A 16,468-nucleotide genomic window follows, 5' to 3' on the forward strand; every position below is an offset into this window, starting at 1 on the left:
TTAAGGGACAGATAGTGCAGAGGGTATTCCGCACTATCTGTTTTTCTTGATAGTTTTTGTCGACTATTTTTTTAGATTAGCAGCATCCGCCACCATCGTAATGCCAGGTAGATTCTGAAATAAAGATATCTTCCCTGTTTAAGGATGCTAAAGCTTCAGCTGTTTTATCACATACTGCTAAAGGCTGGTTTTTTAGTAAAACGTGCCCTTTTTTATCATCGAAATAATCTTCATCTCCAAAATAGATAGCTGCACGACCTGTAAACATACATGGGCCATCTTCCGGCATAGGATCTTTAATAGCGGCTACTTCTATAGATTCGATATAGATCAGTTCGTCTGTATCATAATTCTTAGGATCCAGGATACGATATGGCTTGCGCGCTCTGATCTCGATCGTTCCGAAACCGGCATCGGTAAGCATTTTTACATATTCCTTGATCGGTAAACTTCCGCTTAAACAAAGTGCTCTCAGGCGCTCGTCATTACGCAGATTCTCATTCATCGGTTGCTCGCAGGTAGGATCACTCATTACCAGGCGTCCGTGAGGCTTGAGAACTCTGTACATTTCGGCAATGGCTTTTTTAAGATCTTCTGCCTTGAAGATATTGAAGAGACAGTTCTGAGCTGCCACATCCACACTTTCGTCTTCCAACGGAAGGTTAAGGGCATCTCCTTTTCTCAGATCAACAAATTCGCTTTTAAACCAGTCGTTCTGAGCTTCTGCTTCTTTAAAATTCTTTCTGGATGCTTCCAGCATTTCGTCTACAACATCCAGCCCGATAACACCACCTTTCTGACGGGAGAAATATGAGAATTGCAATAATTCCATTCCTCCTCCAACTCCAACATAAAGGATCTTGGGGTTATTTACCAGGTCTCTGGCATCTACGGTGCTTCCACAACCGTAATTCATCTCCTGCATGATCTTCGGAATCTTCAAACCGGGCAGTTCCCAGATAGGATTGGTAGTACAACATAGCCCCACATCTGGTGTTAAGGCTGCTTCTCTGTAAACATCTACTGTAGTTTCTAAGTATGACATACTAAAGTTGTTTAATAAGTTCTTTAAATAAAATGATCATTTTCGGTTCTGCTTTTCCTGCTACCTCAATAATTTCCGGAACGTTAATCGGTTTGAGGTTGTCAGGGTTACACTCATCGGTCAGGACCGATACGGCAACACAAGGCAGATTTAAGTGGTTGGCAACGATAACTTCCGGAACGGTACTCATTCCCACCGCATCGGCACCAATTATTTTTAAATATCTGTATTCGGCCCTGGTTTCCAGTTGTGGCCCCACTACAGATGCATATACTCCTTTTTTTAAGCTGATATTCTGCTCGCCTGCGATCTTGCTTAAAGCATCACCCATTTCCTTATCATAAGGCTGACTCATATCTACGAAGCGCTCTCCGAATTCGGCAACATTCTTGAATGCCAGGGGAGAACCTCCCTGCAGATTAATATGGTCGTCTATAAGCATAAGATCCCCTTTTTTGAAATCGAGGTTGATGGCTCCGGCAGCATTGGAAACCAACAGTTTTTTGATTCCCAGTTTTTCCATTACTCTGATGGGGTACGTAATATCTATAAGATCATAACCCTCATAGAGATGGAACCTCCCCTGCATTACCACTACTTTTTTTCCTTCTATTTCCCCGTAAATAAGTTTTCCGGTATGGAATTCCACTGTTGCCAGCGGGAAGGAAGGGATGTGATTGTAATGCGCTTCAACAGGATCTTTTATTTCTGCTACCAGTTGCCCAAGACCCGTTCCCAGGACGATACCTATTTCGGGTTTGTCAAAACCTTTGGCGATCAGATATTCTGTTGTTTCTTCTAATTGATTTGGTGTCATATGTTTATTTTTTTTAAAAAAGGCTGAAATACTTCTTTGCCGGCAATATCTTCGTAAACATCTATATCGTTCAGGGTCTCCAGAAGATGAACCTGATTGTTGGTCAGGTCTTTCATAGTGTCCTGAAAAACCGTATCGGTTCCCCAGGCTTTGTTTTCAAAGATGGCGCGGATAGGTTTTTTAAGTCCGAGAAGGTAATAGCCTCCGTCTTCTGCCGGTCCTACCACGATTTCATTATTATCCAGTTGAGTAAAGGCTTCTTCAATATGTTCGGAGCTTATATCGTACATATCACTACCGATAATGATCACCTTTTCGTAACCGTTCTGAAACGCTTCCGAAAAAGCATTGTGCATCCGTTCACCGAGATCATCTCCTTTTTGTTCCTTCTTCTGATAAAGGACAGGGTCCCAGATGTCATTATTTATATTGCTTACCGAATAATAAGTGGCTTTGTCGGCTTTAAGGTCTTTGGTAACCTTAACCGTGTGTTCCAAAAGGAACTTGTAAATTTCCAGGGCGGCTTCATCGCCTATAGTTTTGGCCAGGCGGGTCTTTACCTTTCCGAGTTCCGGATTCCTGGTGAATATCATTAGTAAATTACTCATATACTTTTTGTCCTTTTTTTAAATAAATACCCCATTCTTTAGAAAAAGCATGTACTTTTTCTGTTGTTTTCCCTTCTGTGTCAAAAACCGGGAATCCCTTGTTTTTCCATTCAAAAATGCCTCCATACAGGTTGTATACCTCGGTATATCCCAACTTCCTGATCTTTTTGGCAATATCTTCCGAACGAACCCCCAGGCTGCAATACACGATTATCTTCCGGTCCTTAGAGATCCTGTTCTGTTTCAGGAACCGAGGATCAAAATCATTGTAACCGGAGTAAAAGGCATTTTTAAGATGACTTATGTTAAACTCCTCTTTCTCCCTGGCATCAACCAGGATCACTTTGCTCTTATCCAGTTTTGCCAATTCGGAAACGTGGATATAAGGAATGCTCTCATCGTTATATTTATCCAATACATCCCTGAGGGAATGCTGGGCATTTCCGGAGAATGTTATAAAAGCGATAAGAATTAAAAAATAATGCATTTTACAGTTGTTGGGAATGACCGTGACTGTAGATCACGGGTTTCCGGTTTTCAATATGCCTTCTGGTGGCATTGACCTGACGTTCTGGAATTTTCGGTTTATCCGAAAAGAGAAATACTGTAAATAGGAGATCCCTTGTTGGGAGAGGTATGTTGATAGATCTTTTTAAAGAATGTACTCTTCTCCTGCCGGAACTGGTCAGAGTTGCTAAGAATATGCCGGATCAGCTTTCCTAGCAAAAGCGGTAATTCTTTAATGAAATTTGACAGTGTTTTCAGATCATCTGCACTGTCTATATCGTGAAGAGTGGATAAAGTAACCACGCTTTTTGAGGATGCGGAGATCAGATCTTTAAGACTACGGCTAAGGGCGCTGTTTTGCCATGGGAGTTCCAGGAATGCATCCCGGTTGAACAGCGATCGGTGCAATCCCATAAGATAGAAACCTCCGTCTGTCGAAGGTCCCAGCACAAAATTGTTTTTCTCCAGCTGTTTCAGACTGGCAATTATATGCGAACTATTGAGCTGCGGGCTGTCGTTCCCGATGGTAATTACATTCTCATAACCTTTGGCAAAGATCTCGGAGATAGCATTTACAAAACGCTGAGCGAAGCTTGTTCCTTTTTGTTGTTTTTCCGTGTACAGGAAATAAGGAAGGCCTGTTTTTTCTGCAATCCGTACAGCTCGTTCATTCAGGGCATTAAACAATGCGAGGCCCTTGTAAATGGACTTGCGTTTCTGCTCTTCGGCAGAAGTTTGTGCAAAGATCAATATGGCAGTATTCTCCGCGCTCATTGTATTTTATGCAACGGTACCCTGACAGCTGCTTCCCGCACCGGCGGTGCAACCATAACAGTGTTGCGATATAATAATATTTCTGTTTTGAAGAAGGTCTTCGTTATATTCTGAGATGTGTTTTACTTTGGAAGCTACCTTAAGTCCCAGCATCTGGTTAAAATCGCAATCGTACAGCCATCCGTCCCAGCTTATGGAGATAGTGTTCGTACACATTACATTTTCAACAGCTGCCGGATTATAAGCCTCTACCAGAGCATACATATAATCTTCGTAATTCTCCGATGCAATAAGATACTCCAGAAACCTGCTTATAGGAAGGTTCGTAATTGCAAACAGATTGTGGAAATCGATATTGAAATCTTCTTTAAGAGCTTCTTTAAAATCGCGTTCCAGGGCTTCCTGATCACTTGGTAAATAAGCTCCTGAAGGATTGTATACCAAATCGAGTCTCAGGCTGCTGCCCTCTTTCCCGTATCCCACATCATTGAGCATCTGCAGAGCTTTGATGGACTTATCAAATACTCCGTCACCTCTTTGCTTATCTGTTTTCTCCCTTTTGTAATACGGCATGGAAGAAACCACGTGAACATTGTGTTTTTTGAAAAACTCCGGAAGGTCGTAGTACTTTTTATTGGCTCTGATGATCGTCAGGTTAGAACGTACGATAAAGTCCTTGATACCTGCTTTGGAAGCCTCCTCGACAAACCATCGGAAATCCGGATTCATCTCGGGAGCTCCACCTGTTAGATCCAGGGTATGCGCTCCTGTTTTTTTAATAACCTCCAGGCATTGCTGCATGGTCTCACGAGTCATTATTTCCTTTCTGTCCGGACCGGCATCTACATGACAATGAGAACAGACCTGATTACACATATAACCTAAATTGATCTGAAGGATCTCCAGTTTTCTAGGTTTAAGCGGAAAATTTCCTGTCTCTGCTATTTTGTCTTTAAATGTAGGGAGTTCTCCATTGGCAAAAATACCGTTGGACAAGTATTCAAGCTGTGTCTCGGTATTAGCGAGATCATCTTTTCTTGCGAGAAGAGATTTAGTAGCCATAATTTAAGTTTCGTATATCAGAAAGTAAATGATACTTTCTGAGGGTCGTTCTACATTGATAATTTATTGTACTTGTTCATCATCTGCACCCCGTGAACAAGTGTCGCACCACTTTGTATGGCCGCTCCTGCGTGTACCGCTTCCATCATTTCTTCTTTAGTGATCCCTCTTTGTAATCCGTCTTTAGTATAAGCATCAATACAATAAGGGCAATGTACCACATGAGAAACTGCCAGAGCGATAAGTGATTTTTCCCGGGCAGATAGTGCACCTTCTTCGAATACTTTTCCGTAGTATTCAAAAAATTTATTACCTAATTCTTCACTCCATTCGGTAATAGAACCAAATTTCCGTAAATCCGCCGGATCATAATATGTCTTTTGCATAATTTTAAGTAATTAAGTTGTTTGGCATTAAATATAAGGGTAATTGAAATCTCAAAAAACAATGTGCCCGATAAAATATAGTCGTTCCAAAATCTCGTCCTTACAGCTTTTTTTTATTTTTTTTGAAGTTTAACAGTATATGTAGCAATTTCTTATCCGGGCCTGAAGAAGGGTGAATTAATATTTAATTTCTTAAGGCTTTAATTAATTTCCTATTTTAGTGCAGATTGTAACCAACACAAAATGTTAGAAAACTTCGTGATGAGCTTTCTGTTCAGCTTCAAAAAATCAATTTTTTAATATGAAAAAAACACTTTTATGGTCCGTTACCGTGGCCCTGGCAGGATTTCTGTTTGGTTTTGACACTGTGGTTATCAGCGGAGCCAATCAGCCTATCAAGGAATTGTGGAACACTTCACCCTTGTTTCACGGGACTTTTATAATGAGTATGGCACTTTGGGGTACCGTACTGGGATCATTACTCGGAGGAATACCTACTAAATGGATGGGGCGAAAAAAGACCTTGTTCTGGATCGGGATCCTCTTTTTTATATCTGCGGTAGGTTCCGGCCTGGCACCAGACCCATATTCCTTTTCATTCTTTCGTTTTATAGGAGGAATCGGTGTTGGGGTGTCTTCGGTGGCAGCTCCTATTTATATTTCAGAAATCACAACAGCCAATAACAGAGGCCGGTTGGGGGCTCTGTATCAGTTTAACCTGGTTTTCGGGATCCTGGTGGCCTTTATATCCAATTATTTACTCAAGGGCTTCGACGGGGCGAATGACTGGCGTTGGATGCTGGGGATAGAAGCTATTCCCGCCCTGGCCTATACCCTTATGGTCATTAAAGTACCAAACAGTCCGCGTTGGCTGGCATTACATAAAAAAGATGATGAGGGTGCCCTGGAAGTACTCAAACATATTTACCCGGATGGCGGGGCAGATGAAAAACTTGAAGAGATCAAGGAAGATCTTAAGGAAGGAGAGAAAGCAGAACGTCTGTTTCGGAAAAAATACAGCAAATTACTGTGGCTCGGTTTTTTAATTGCCTTTTTTAATCAGTTGTCGGGGATCAATTTTGTGCTGTATTATGCGCCTCAGATCCTGGAGCAGGCAGGGCTGGGATCTACGGAATCCCTCTTTAATTCCATAGCCATCGGAGTGGTCAATCTTATATTTACCATCATCGGAATGCGACTGATAGACAGGCTGGGAAGAAGGCAGCTTATTATTATCGGATCTATAGGATATATTGTGAGTTTATTTATGGTAGGCTACTGCTTCCAGGTAGAAGCCAATCCGATCTTACTGCTGACGTTTATCTGTCTTTTTGTAGCATCGCATGCTATCGGACAGGGAGCAGTGATCTGGGTGTTTATCTCCGAGATCTATCCGAACCGGGTACGTGCCTACGGGCAATCGTGGGGGACGAGTACACATTGGATCTTTGCAGCTCTCATTACCCTGATAACTCCATTCTTTATAGATGAGACCGAAGGGATCTTCAGAAATAACCTCTGGTATATTTATTATTTCTTTGCGGGAATGATGGTACTTCAGCTAATCTGGGGGATCTTTAAAATGCCGGAAACCAAAGGAAAGTCACTGGAGGAACTAGAGAAGAAATTACTGAATTGACAAAAAGTTTATAAATAAAAAATCCCGGGGACTTCCCGGGATTTTTGCCTTTTATAAATGATTATTCAATTTCATCACAATCAAAAAGACCACCGCTAATCTGCTTTTGCTGATCCTTGCTTAAAACTTTTCCGTAGCTTAAGCTATTCTTTTAATTTCCGCAAGGCTTTAATGGCTTCCCTTCCCGCTTTAAAAGCCGGATTAAGCGCAACTGCTTTTTTATACATTTCCAGGGCTTTTGTATTTTCTCCTGTTTGCCGATACGCTTCCGCCAGGTTCCTGAGAGCTTGAAAGGACCCGGGATAATTAGCCAGGTTTAACTCAAACAACCGTATCGCTTTCTCTTTGCCGTTTTCGAGCTGCAATAAATTGTATCCCAGACGGTTTACAGCCCATTCCGGTGGTGCAAACTGACCTTTATAAACTGTTTTGTAATGCTGTGTTATCTCGCCTATCGACTTTCGGTTAAAATCCTTAAGGAGGTAGTCTTTAAAAATAAACTTTAATCCGTAATACAGGCTCAGTAATTCTACGGAGCCGTGGGTTTCATCTTCAAAGAACTGAAGTTTTAAATTGGAGGTAGAGACCCCTTTCTGCTTTAATTTGGCAAGAAATGAAAGATGGGAGTTTATGTTGTTCTCATAGATGTGATATGCCCCTTCGTAGTTTTCATATTTATCGGCTGAAGAAAAATAAAAGATCCTGTCCTTTACGGATGAAAAATCGATCTGATCAATTTGTTTTGTTATGAGCTGATCATCCCACCAAAAACTTGGATCCATGGCAATAAAAGCATCAAACCCGGTTTTGTCGGACAGGTATGTCATTCCGGCTACCAGCCCTCCGAAAGAATGTCCGGCCAGGATCTTAAAGTTGCTGGTGCGATAGATAGTGTTGATTTTCGGCATAAGCTCCTGTTCGATAAAATGAAGGAAAGTCCTGCCTCCGCCGCTTGTTCTCAGAAACCCCATTTGAGCTCCGTTCAGGCCCGTCATGCTGTGTGTTGGGGTGTAATCCCTGGTGCGATCGATATTTTTAATAGCCACAATGATCATTTCCGGAATTTGCCAGCTGTCATTCATTTCCTTTACAATACCGGAATAGGTGAGAAAGTTTTCCTCTCCGTCCAAAACCAGCATTACCGGGTATTTTTGTTTCCTGCTTTCATACCCCTCCGGTAATTTAACCATATAGGTACGTTCTTCATTAAGGATTTCGGATTGAATGGAATGTTGTGTTCCGATAACGATTTGTTCGGAAGATTGAGATAGCCCTGTTATAGTATACAGTATTAAACTTATAGTTGCTATCCATCTGCTTTTATGTGCTATTTTCATGATTACCATTTATTAATTGATGCCCAAACCAACGAAATAAGCGATGATCTTAAAACATAAAATACAGGAACGTGTTTATCAGGGGATAAGTGTTTTTATTTTCGCAAAAATTCAAGAGAATGATCCGGTAATGCTATCCTCACTTCGGAAGGGAGTACTTCGGGGTTTTTGTAGTGTCTCTTTCTTTATCCCTCCAAAAACAAAAAACCCACTCTTCTGAGTGGGTCTTGTGTTAGACGTGGTACCTCCAGGATTAACATCGTTTTTCTCGTTGTTCCTTTGGAACCAATACTGCAAATACAAGACCCTGCTGTCTGCGACAGAGGCTTTCTGTTTTCGTTGGTATTTAGAGAAGCAAGCTTCCCTATCCCTCCAAAAACAAAAACCCACTCAAAAAAGAGTGGGTCTTGTGTTAGACGTGGTACCTCCAGGAATCGAACCAGGGACACACGGATTTTCAGTCCGTTGCTCTACCAACTGAGCTAAGGTACCAGTTGCTTGATTGCGGGTGCAAATATAAATGGTAATTTGTTATTACCAAAAGAAATTTTAAAAAAATGGGTTTTGTAAATTTACAACTTTTAAATGAGATATGAACTTAATAGTAGACGTTGGTAATACATTCATTAAACTGGCTGTTTTTAACACCGAAGGACATCTGGTTTACGATAAGGCAGTTAAGGAAGAAGAGTGGAGTAAAACCATTGCCGATCTGCAGGGAGAATTTAAGGAGATAACAGATTGTATTATCTCTGATGTCGGGGGATTGGCTGAGGCTAAAATTTCGGGCCTTAAGGCATTTTATAAAGTTCATGTCCTCTCTCATGATTCCCGAATTCCTTTTGTCAATAAATACGGAACACCCGAGACCCTGGGTGTAGATCGCATAGCATTGGTGGCTGCGGCGGCCAGGGAATATCCTTTGACGAACACCCTTGTTATAGATGCGGGAAGTTGTATTACTTACGACTTTATAAATGCTAAAGGAGAGTACCTCGGAGGGGCTATAGCTCCCGGACTTCAAATGAGGTTTAAGGCACTGCATCAGTTTACGGCTAAACTTCCCTTGCTGGAAAACAGCGAGTTAAATGATTTTATCGGAAAGGATACAAATAGCTCCATGATTTCGGGAGTTCAGAATGGCATGATTAATGAGGTTGAAGGAATTATAGGGCAATATTCACAAAGATTCAAAGATTTAACAGTTATTTTAACAGGTGGAGATACCCAATTTTTGTCTAAAAGATTAAAAAATACCATATTTGCCAATTCAAAATTCATTTTGGGGGGACTTAATTACATTTTAGAATACAACAAACACTAATGATAAGAAAGATAATTGTAGGGATTACATTGCTGCTAATTTCAAATAGTTATGCGCAAAACGGTTCGAATTCTCCATATTCATTTTTTGGTTTAGGCGAACTTAGATTTAGAGGAACTGTTGAAAATCAGTCGATGGGAGGGATAAGTGTTTTTGCAGATAGTATCGCCTTTAATTTCAGGAACCCGGCAGCTTTTGGAAACCTGAGATTAACTACCTATACGGTAGCTGCTTCTTATACCAATCTGAGCCTTAAAAATGAAACTACTACAGAGAGCACCGGTAACGGAGCTTTCGAATATCTGGCACTGGCTTTTCCCTTGTCGCCGAAACTCGGAATAGGGTTTGGTGTTATTCCGTATTCTTCGGTTGGATATCAGCTGGAATCTCTTGATGAAACCCAGGATCCTAATGTTTTGGATAGGTTTTCAGGAGATGGCGGATTAAATCGGGCATTTTTATCTGTGGGGTATGCGATCACTAAAAATTTTAGTATCGGTGCTACTGCTAATTACGATTTTGGAAGGATTGACAATGATACACGACGAATTATAGAGGGAGTCCAATTAGCTACCCGGGAAGTAAATGAATCTTCACTGTCCGGGATCGATGTTAACCTGGCACTTAACTATAAAGGACGCCTTACAAAAGACCTGATGTTACATTCATCGGTTATTTATGCCCCGGAAGCAACCATTACTTCGGAAAACGAAAGAAGACTGGAAACTATCTCGACTATTACCGGAGTAGATGTGGTGGCTCAAAGTATAAATGTAGATCTTGATGCCCTGAATTTAAGAGAGACAGATCTTATTATTCCCAGCACCACTACCTTTGGTCTTGGAGTAGGGAAACTCAATAAATGGTTTGTCGGCGGGGAGTACGAAATAAAAAAAATAGGTAACTTTGAGAATTCTTTCCTGAGTATTAGTAATTTAGCCTACGAAGATGGAAGCAGATTCTCTTTAGGAGGATTTTATGTTCCCAGATACAACTCTTTTTCAAGTTACTGGAGTAGAGTAACTTATAGATTGGGATTAAGATATGAAGAAACAGGAATCAGGTTAAATAATACCCCTGTAAACGATTTTGGCATATCTTTTGGTTTAGGGTTACCAGTAGGAGGTTCTAAATTGAATATTGGGTTTGAAGGAGGAAGAAGAGGAACCACTACTGCAGGAAGAGTTGAAGAAACATATTTTAGTGTAAAAGTGAGCTTGTCGTTATTAGGCAAGTGGTTTAGAAAAGTTCAATATAATTAACCATATAAATTTTAAGTGATGGAAAAGAAGACAATAATGTTTTTGTTTGGTTTGATAGGATTTGTCGGAATGACCTTTGCTCAGGCACAAAACCCTGAGTGTATGACGAACCTGTCTATCTTTGCAGAACACGTAAAAGTAAAAAATTACGATGCTGCTTATGAGCCATGGAAAATGGTGAAAGAAAATTGTCCCGAATTAAACTCAGCAACCTACACCCTGGGAAAAAGAATATTAAAAGACAAGATCAAAAAATCCTCGGGAGGGGATAAGACGTCTTATGTGAACATGTTGATGGAGATCTATGATGAGAGTCACAAATATTTCCCTAACAAATTTAAACTTGCTTCAGTGCTTTCTGATAAGGCCCTGCTTAAGTTTGATGAAAAAATAGGTTCTGATCAGGAGATATACGATCTTCTTCATAAGGCGTTTACCGAAGACAGAGCTAATTTTAAAAACCCAAAAGCATTATATCTTTATTTTTCAACTTTAGTGAATTTGCATAATTCAGGGAGTAAAGAATTACAGTTGGTATTTGATACCTATGATAACGTAGGAGAAAGAATTGAAGATGAGTCCAAGTCTTTATCAGGTACTATCGATAAATTATTACCAAAAGAAGAAGCGGGTTCTCTTAGTGCTAAAGAGCAGAGAACTTTAAAAAGAGTAAGAACGAACTTTAACGCTTATAATACGATAAAAGGAAGTATCGACAGTAAGCTTGGAGCGTTGGCAGATTGTGCAAACCTTATCCCTCTTTACCAGAAGAGCTTCGACGCTAAAAAGAGCGATGCGGTTTGGTTAAACAGAGCTGCTGGAAGAATGGCTAATAAAGATTGTGATGACGACCCGTTATTTGTACAATTAGTGGAAGCGTTACACCAATTGGAGCCATCGGCTAACTCGGCGTACTATTTAGGTATCCTTAATGATAAGAAAGGAAACTCTTCTGAAGCTATTAAGTATTACAATGAGTCTGTAGACCTTGAAACAGATAACTTTAAGAAGGCAAAGACGCTTACAAGAATTGCCAGTAAGTATGAGAAGAGAAGACAGTATTCAACTGCAAGGAACTATGCTCAGAGAGCTATAGATATCCAACCTTCTAACGGAAGAGCGTATTTATTGATCGCTAAAATGTATGCGAACAGCGCAAACAACTGTGGAACAACTCCTTTTGAGAAGAGAGCTATTTACTGGAAAGCTGCGGACCTTGCAAGAAAAGCAGGAAGAGTAGATTCTTCTCTTAAGTCTGCTGCTGCAAAATCAGCTGCCAGCTACGCGGGTAGAGCACCTAGTAAGACCGATATCTTTAATGCGGGAATGGCTGGGAAGACAATTACCTTTAAGTGCTGGGTAGGTGGAAGCGTAAAAGTTCCGACACTATAATTAAGACAGCAAATACAGGGCACCGTCCGGCCCTGGCAAAAACAGGATAACAGATGAAATATCTATTAAAGAATATATTTTTAAGCATTGTCACAGTTTTTACTGTGACAATGTTTTTTTCATGTGAGGGTAAGATCAAGGAAATTCAAAAGCTCAGTACTTCCGAGAAATTTCCGGAAGGGATAGCAGAGGATTTTGAATTGTTCTATACCGATTCGGGAAGAGTGAAGGCAAAACTAATGAGTAAAAAGAACCTGAACTTTTCCAATCAGTCTTTTCCCTACCAGGAATTCCCCGAGGGCCTGAAAGTGATCTTTTACGACAAAGAGAACAACGAAAGTACGGTTACTGCAGATTACGGGATCATATATTCTAAAACCAATCTTATAGATCTTCAGGGGAATGTGGTTCTTGAAACTCATGACGGGAAACGCCTGGAAGCCCCGCAATTATACTGGGATCAAAAAAACGAATGGATATTTACCGAAAAAAATTATACTTTTACTGGGCCTGACACCTATATGAATGGAACCGGTATCGATTTCAATAAGGAGTTTACACTGGTAAATGCAAATGTGGATACAGGAGATAGAGTAATTGATGAATAAACACTGAGAAATGAGGTTTTTTAAATTTTTTGAGATCATATACCTGGTAGTAGCGGTAATTTCTATTAGAGAAGTAATTACCCAATGGAATGCAGATAGAAGCAGGGCTTATATTTTTGTGGCTTTTGCAGTTGTGTCTATTTTCATGTTTTTCTTCAGAAGGCATTATCGTAAAAAATTCGAAGCGAGAAAAAATAATAAGTAAATGGATTTTTCGGTCCTGATCATTATTATTTGCTTAATTCTTTCTGCTTTTTTTTCAGGCATGGAGATCGCATATGTCTCTGCCAATAAGATTCATATTGAAATTGAAAAAAAGCAGGACAACTTTCTGGCAGGCATACTGACCAAGCTTACCCGGAAGCCTTCCAAATTTATTGCTACCATGCTGGTAGGGAATAATATTTCCCTGGTGGTTTACGGTTTTTTTATGGGAGAGCTTATCGTTAAATGGTGGTGGCCTCAGCATGTGGGGATCGAGAATAAACCCTTCGATATCATCCTGTGGCAAACCATTATTTCTACCCTGATCATTCTTTTGACAGCAGAATTCCTTCCCAAAGTATTTTTTCAGATCTATTCCAATACTTTGCTTAAGATCCTGGCAATTCCGGCTTATATATTTTACGTCTTGTTCCATTTTTTATCGGAATTTGTGATCTGGATATCCGATATGGTACTAAGGGTATTTTTTAAGACCAAGGGTGATCAGATACAGCTGGCGTTTACCAAAGTGGAACTGGGCGATTATATCTCGGAGCAAATGGAAGCTGTAGCCGATGAGGACGATGTGGATTCTGAAATACAGATATTCCAGAACGCTCTTGAATTCTCTGAGGTTAAGGCCAGAGAGGTGATGATCCCGAGAACGGAGATCGCTGCGGTGGAATTACACGAAACACCGAAGAACCTGGCGAAGCTGTTTGTTGAGACCGGTTATTCCAAGATCATTGTGTATAAAGCTACCATAGATGATATTATCGGATATGTACATTCCTTCGAGCTTTTTAAAAAACCCAAAAGTATAAAGAGTATCCTCCTTCCGGTAGAGTTTGTTCCGGAAACCATGCTTATTAACGATATCCTGGATGTTCTGACGAAAAAGAGAAAGAGTGTTGCGGTGGTTTTGGATGAATACGGAGGAACTTCAGGTATTATGACCGTAGAGGACATCGTAGAAGAGCTTTTCGGAGAGATTGAGGACGAACACGATACCGTAGAGCTTACAGAGGAGAAGATCGAAGAAAATGAGTTTAAACTTTCGGCGCGACTGGAGGTAGATTATATCAATGAAGAATACAAGCTCAACCTTCCCGAAAATGAGAATTATGAGACCCTTGGAGGGCTTGTGGTAAGTCAGTTGGGAGAGATCCCGGAAAAAGGGGAAGTTATTAAAATAGATCACTATCATTTTACCGTTCTGGAAGTGAGTAATACAAAAATAGACCTCCTGCATCTTCATGTATTCGATGAAGATTAAAAAAAGCTCTTAATTAATAGGTCTGCAGGTTTTTATTATCCCAAAAAAATGGTATTTTCGCCCACTGTAATTTTATAAATAGTAATGACAGATGGCAATTCTTGAGAAAATTAGAAAGCGTTCACTTTTCCTGATTTTGGTGATTGGTTTGGCACTTTTTGCATTTGTAATTTCCGATTTATTCAGAAACGGAGGTTTCGAATCTACCAAATCTATCGTAGGTGAGGTTAATGGAGAGAGTATCTCCAGAGATGAATTCATCCAGGAGGTAGAAAGGACTTCAAGGGCTTACGGGCCTAGTGCATCTACTATACAGGTAGTGAACCAGGTGTGGAATAGAGAATTGAGAAATACTTTATTGTCACAACAGTATGAAGAACTCGGATTGAGTATAGAAAAAGATCAGATCATCAATGTCGTAAAGGCAAATCCTTCTTATGCTTCAGACCCTACTTTCCAGAATGCGTCTGGTGTTTTTGATGAAGGAAGATTTATAGAGTTTATCGCCGATCTGAAAGCTAATAATCCTATTGCCTTTGAACAGTGGAAACAGCAGGAGCAAAGCCTGGTAGATGCTGCCAAGGAGCAAATGTATTTTAACCTTATTAAAGCAGGGGTTGGAGCCACTGCAAAAGAGGGAGAACTTAATTATAAACTTGAAAACGATAAAGTGGATATCAAATACGTAAGAGTACCATATTCTTCTATCCCTGATAGCACGGTAACCGTTAGCAAAAAAGATATCCAGAGTTATATTAACGATCATAAAGACCTTTACGAAGAAGATGCTTCCAGAAGTATCGAATATGTTTTCTTTGAAGAAAAACCTTCTCTGGAAGATGATCAGGAAGTTCTCGGTATAGTAAATAAGCTTAGAGATAAGAGTGTTGAGTTCAGAGATGGGAAGAACGATACCATTGCGGGTCTTTCTACCACTACAGATGTTGAAGCTTTTGTAAATGAGCATTCAGATACTAAATACCTTGATAAATACCTTTTCAGAGCACAGCTTCCAGTTGCTGAGGCAGACACGTTGTTGAATTCTGAAGTTGGATATGTTTACGGACCATACAAGGACGGGGAAGCGTATAAAATGTCGAGAGTAGTAGCTAAAGCAAGAATTCCCGATTCTGTTCAGTCAAGTCATATTCTTGTGCGTTTCAGCGGAGCTTTGGGTGCCGGTACAGATGTTACCAAAACTGAAGAAGAAGCAAGAAAGAGCATCGATAGTATTTTAAGACTGGTAAGGAACGATAAAGAGAAGTTTGCTGAAGTTGCAGATTCCATCAACCCTGACGGTACCAAAGGAAGAGGAGGAGATCTTGGATGGTTCCTTTACTCTCAGATCACTGATGATACTTTCGACAGAGATTTTAGTGATTACCTCTACTTTAACAACAAAGGAGATATAGATGTGGTTAAGACCAAATTCGGTTTCCACATTATCAGAATAGATGATCAGGCGGCATTTTCGGATGCGGTAAAACTGGCAACTATTGAGCGTGAAGTTGAACCTTCTGAAAAGACGATCAATGATCTTTTCACTACAACTACCAAGTTTGAGATCGATGCTACTTCCAAAGACTTTGCGGAAGCGGCAAGTGAAAAGAACTACGTATTACGACCTGTAAATAAGGTTAGGGCGCTTGATGAGAATTTACCGGGATTAGGAGCTCAGAGAGGCATAGTTCAGTGGGCATTCTCTAAAGAGGCCAAGGTGGGTGACGTAAGAAGATTTAATCTTACCAACGGATATGCTGTGGTAAGACTTACCGGAAAAAGTAAAAAAGGAGTATTATCGGCAGAAGAGGCTTCTGCAAGGGTATTACCTATTATCAGAAGACACAAAAAAGCTGAGATGATCATGAGTAAGAGCAATGCCACTACACTGGAAGATTTTGCTGCGGCAAACGGAACTTCAGTTAGTGCGGCTTCTTCACTTGATATGAAGAGCTCTACGATTGCAGGGGCAGGAAGAGAGCCGAAAGTGATCGGTGCTGCCTTCGGACTTCAGGAAGGAGCAACTTCTAGTCTTATTGAAGGTGAGAACGGAGTGTTTATGGTTCAGGTAACCAAAAAGACAGATGCGGCTTCACTGGACAGTTATTCTGTTTATTTACTAAGACAAAAAACAGATAACAGGAACCGTGTTAATAATTCGGTTTTCAATGCACTGAGAAAATCAGCGGAGATAGAAGATAACAGAGCAGATTTCTATTAATAGAAT

16 protein-coding genes and 1 tRNA gene are annotated in these 16,468 nt (G+C 40.4%); 8 read left to right on the forward strand and 9 right to left on the reverse strand.

Annotation, left to right across the window (positions count from 1 at the left end; genetic code table 11):
- Positions 1-76 precede the first annotated feature (76 nt).
- The 7 genes from arsM to GWK08_RS15050 form a co-directional block, all read right to left on the reverse strand.
- Positions 77-1,045 carry an arsenosugar biosynthesis arsenite methyltransferase ArsM gene (arsM, locus tag GWK08_RS15020; RefSeq protein ID WP_163608047.1) on the reverse strand — a complete coding sequence of 323 codons (969 nt, stop codon included), beginning with the start codon at positions 1,043-1,045 and terminating at the stop codon, positions 77-79.
- Position 1,046: 1 nt separating this feature from the next.
- Entirely contained in the window at positions 1,047-1,862 is an 816-nt protein-coding gene (locus GWK08_RS15025; protein WP_163608048.1) for a purine-nucleoside phosphorylase, read from the reverse strand.
- Complete coding sequence (locus tag GWK08_RS15030) at positions 1,859-2,470, reverse strand: TIGR04282 family arsenosugar biosynthesis glycosyltransferase (protein WP_163608049.1); 612 nt, start codon at positions 2,468-2,470, stop codon at positions 1,859-1,861. Before GWK08_RS15030 ends, GWK08_RS15025 begins: the two co-directional genes overlap by 4 nt.
- Positions 2,463-2,957, reverse strand: a complete 495-nt coding sequence (locus tag GWK08_RS15035; RefSeq protein WP_163608050.1) for a rhodanese-like domain-containing protein — start codon at positions 2,955-2,957, stop codon at positions 2,463-2,465. The genes GWK08_RS15030 and GWK08_RS15035 overlap by 8 nt, the downstream gene beginning before the upstream one ends.
- Before the next feature lie 98 nt (positions 2,958-3,055).
- Positions 3,056-3,751, reverse strand: a complete 696-nt coding sequence (locus GWK08_RS15040; RefSeq protein ID WP_163608051.1) for a TIGR04282 family arsenosugar biosynthesis glycosyltransferase — start codon at positions 3,749-3,751, stop codon at positions 3,056-3,058.
- Between the two features lie 6 nt (positions 3,752-3,757).
- On the reverse strand, positions 3,758-4,813 hold the full coding sequence (gene arsS / locus GWK08_RS15045; protein WP_163608052.1) for an arsenosugar biosynthesis radical SAM (seleno)protein ArsS: 1,056 nt from the start codon (positions 4,811-4,813) through the stop codon (positions 3,758-3,760).
- Positions 4,814-4,863: 50 nt separating this feature from the next.
- Positions 4,864-5,199, reverse strand: coding sequence for an arsenosugar biosynthesis-associated peroxidase-like protein (locus tag GWK08_RS15050; RefSeq protein WP_163608053.1), 336 nt, complete (start codon positions 5,197-5,199; stop codon positions 4,864-4,866).
- 301 nt (positions 5,200-5,500) lie between these two features.
- Between GWK08_RS15050 and GWK08_RS15055 the strand changes: the two genes are divergently transcribed.
- Positions 5,501-6,838 carry a sugar porter family MFS transporter gene (locus GWK08_RS15055; RefSeq protein WP_163608054.1) on the forward strand — a complete coding sequence of 446 codons (1,338 nt, stop codon included), beginning with the start codon at positions 5,501-5,503 and terminating at the stop codon, positions 6,836-6,838.
- Between the two features lie 143 nt (positions 6,839-6,981).
- Here GWK08_RS15055 and GWK08_RS15060 read toward each other — a convergent pair whose 3' ends face one another.
- Complete coding sequence (locus tag GWK08_RS15060; RefSeq protein WP_163608055.1) at positions 6,982-8,175, reverse strand: alpha/beta hydrolase-fold protein; 1,194 nt, start codon at positions 8,173-8,175, stop codon at positions 6,982-6,984.
- 419 nt (positions 8,176-8,594) lie between these two features.
- A tRNA-Phe gene (locus tag GWK08_RS15065) sits at positions 8,595-8,667 on the reverse strand.
- Between the two features lie 100 nt (positions 8,668-8,767).
- Between GWK08_RS15065 and GWK08_RS15070 the strand changes: the two genes are divergently transcribed.
- The 7 genes from GWK08_RS15070 to GWK08_RS15100 all read left to right on the forward strand — a co-directional run bounded on the left by GWK08_RS15070 (position 8,768) and on the right by GWK08_RS15100 (position 16,462).
- Entirely contained in the window at positions 8,768-9,499 is a 732-nt protein-coding gene (locus GWK08_RS15070; RefSeq protein ID WP_163608056.1) for a type III pantothenate kinase, read from the forward strand.
- The gene (locus GWK08_RS15075) at positions 9,499-10,761 is read left to right on the forward strand and encodes a hypothetical protein (RefSeq protein WP_163608057.1); all 1,263 of its coding nucleotides are present in this window, start codon (positions 9,499-9,501) and stop codon (positions 10,759-10,761) included. Before GWK08_RS15070 ends, GWK08_RS15075 begins: the two co-directional genes overlap by 1 nt.
- Positions 10,762-10,779: 18 nt before the next feature.
- Positions 10,780-12,153, forward strand: coding sequence for a tetratricopeptide repeat protein (locus tag GWK08_RS15080; protein WP_163608058.1), 1,374 nt, complete (start codon positions 10,780-10,782; stop codon positions 12,151-12,153).
- 53 nt (positions 12,154-12,206) lie between these two features.
- Positions 12,207-12,761, forward strand: a complete 555-nt coding sequence (gene lptC, locus GWK08_RS15085) for an LPS export ABC transporter periplasmic protein LptC (RefSeq protein WP_163608059.1) — start codon at positions 12,207-12,209, stop codon at positions 12,759-12,761.
- A gap of 10 nt (positions 12,762-12,771) precedes the next feature.
- Positions 12,772-12,966, forward strand: a complete 195-nt coding sequence (locus GWK08_RS15090) for a hypothetical protein (protein WP_163608060.1) — start codon at positions 12,772-12,774, stop codon at positions 12,964-12,966.
- Complete coding sequence (locus tag GWK08_RS15095; protein ID WP_163608061.1) at positions 12,967-14,241, forward strand: hemolysin family protein; 1,275 nt, start codon at positions 12,967-12,969, stop codon at positions 14,239-14,241.
- Positions 14,242-14,332: 91 nt separating this feature from the next.
- Entirely contained in the window at positions 14,333-16,462 is a 2,130-nt protein-coding gene (locus GWK08_RS15100) for a peptidylprolyl isomerase (RefSeq protein ID WP_163608062.1), read from the forward strand.
- The last annotated feature ends 6 nt before the right edge of the window (positions 16,463-16,468 follow it).

It is taken from the genome of Leptobacterium flavescens (genome assembly GCF_010671605.1).
Lineage (GTDB): Bacteria > Bacteroidota > Bacteroidia > Flavobacteriales > Flavobacteriaceae > Leptobacterium > Leptobacterium flavescens.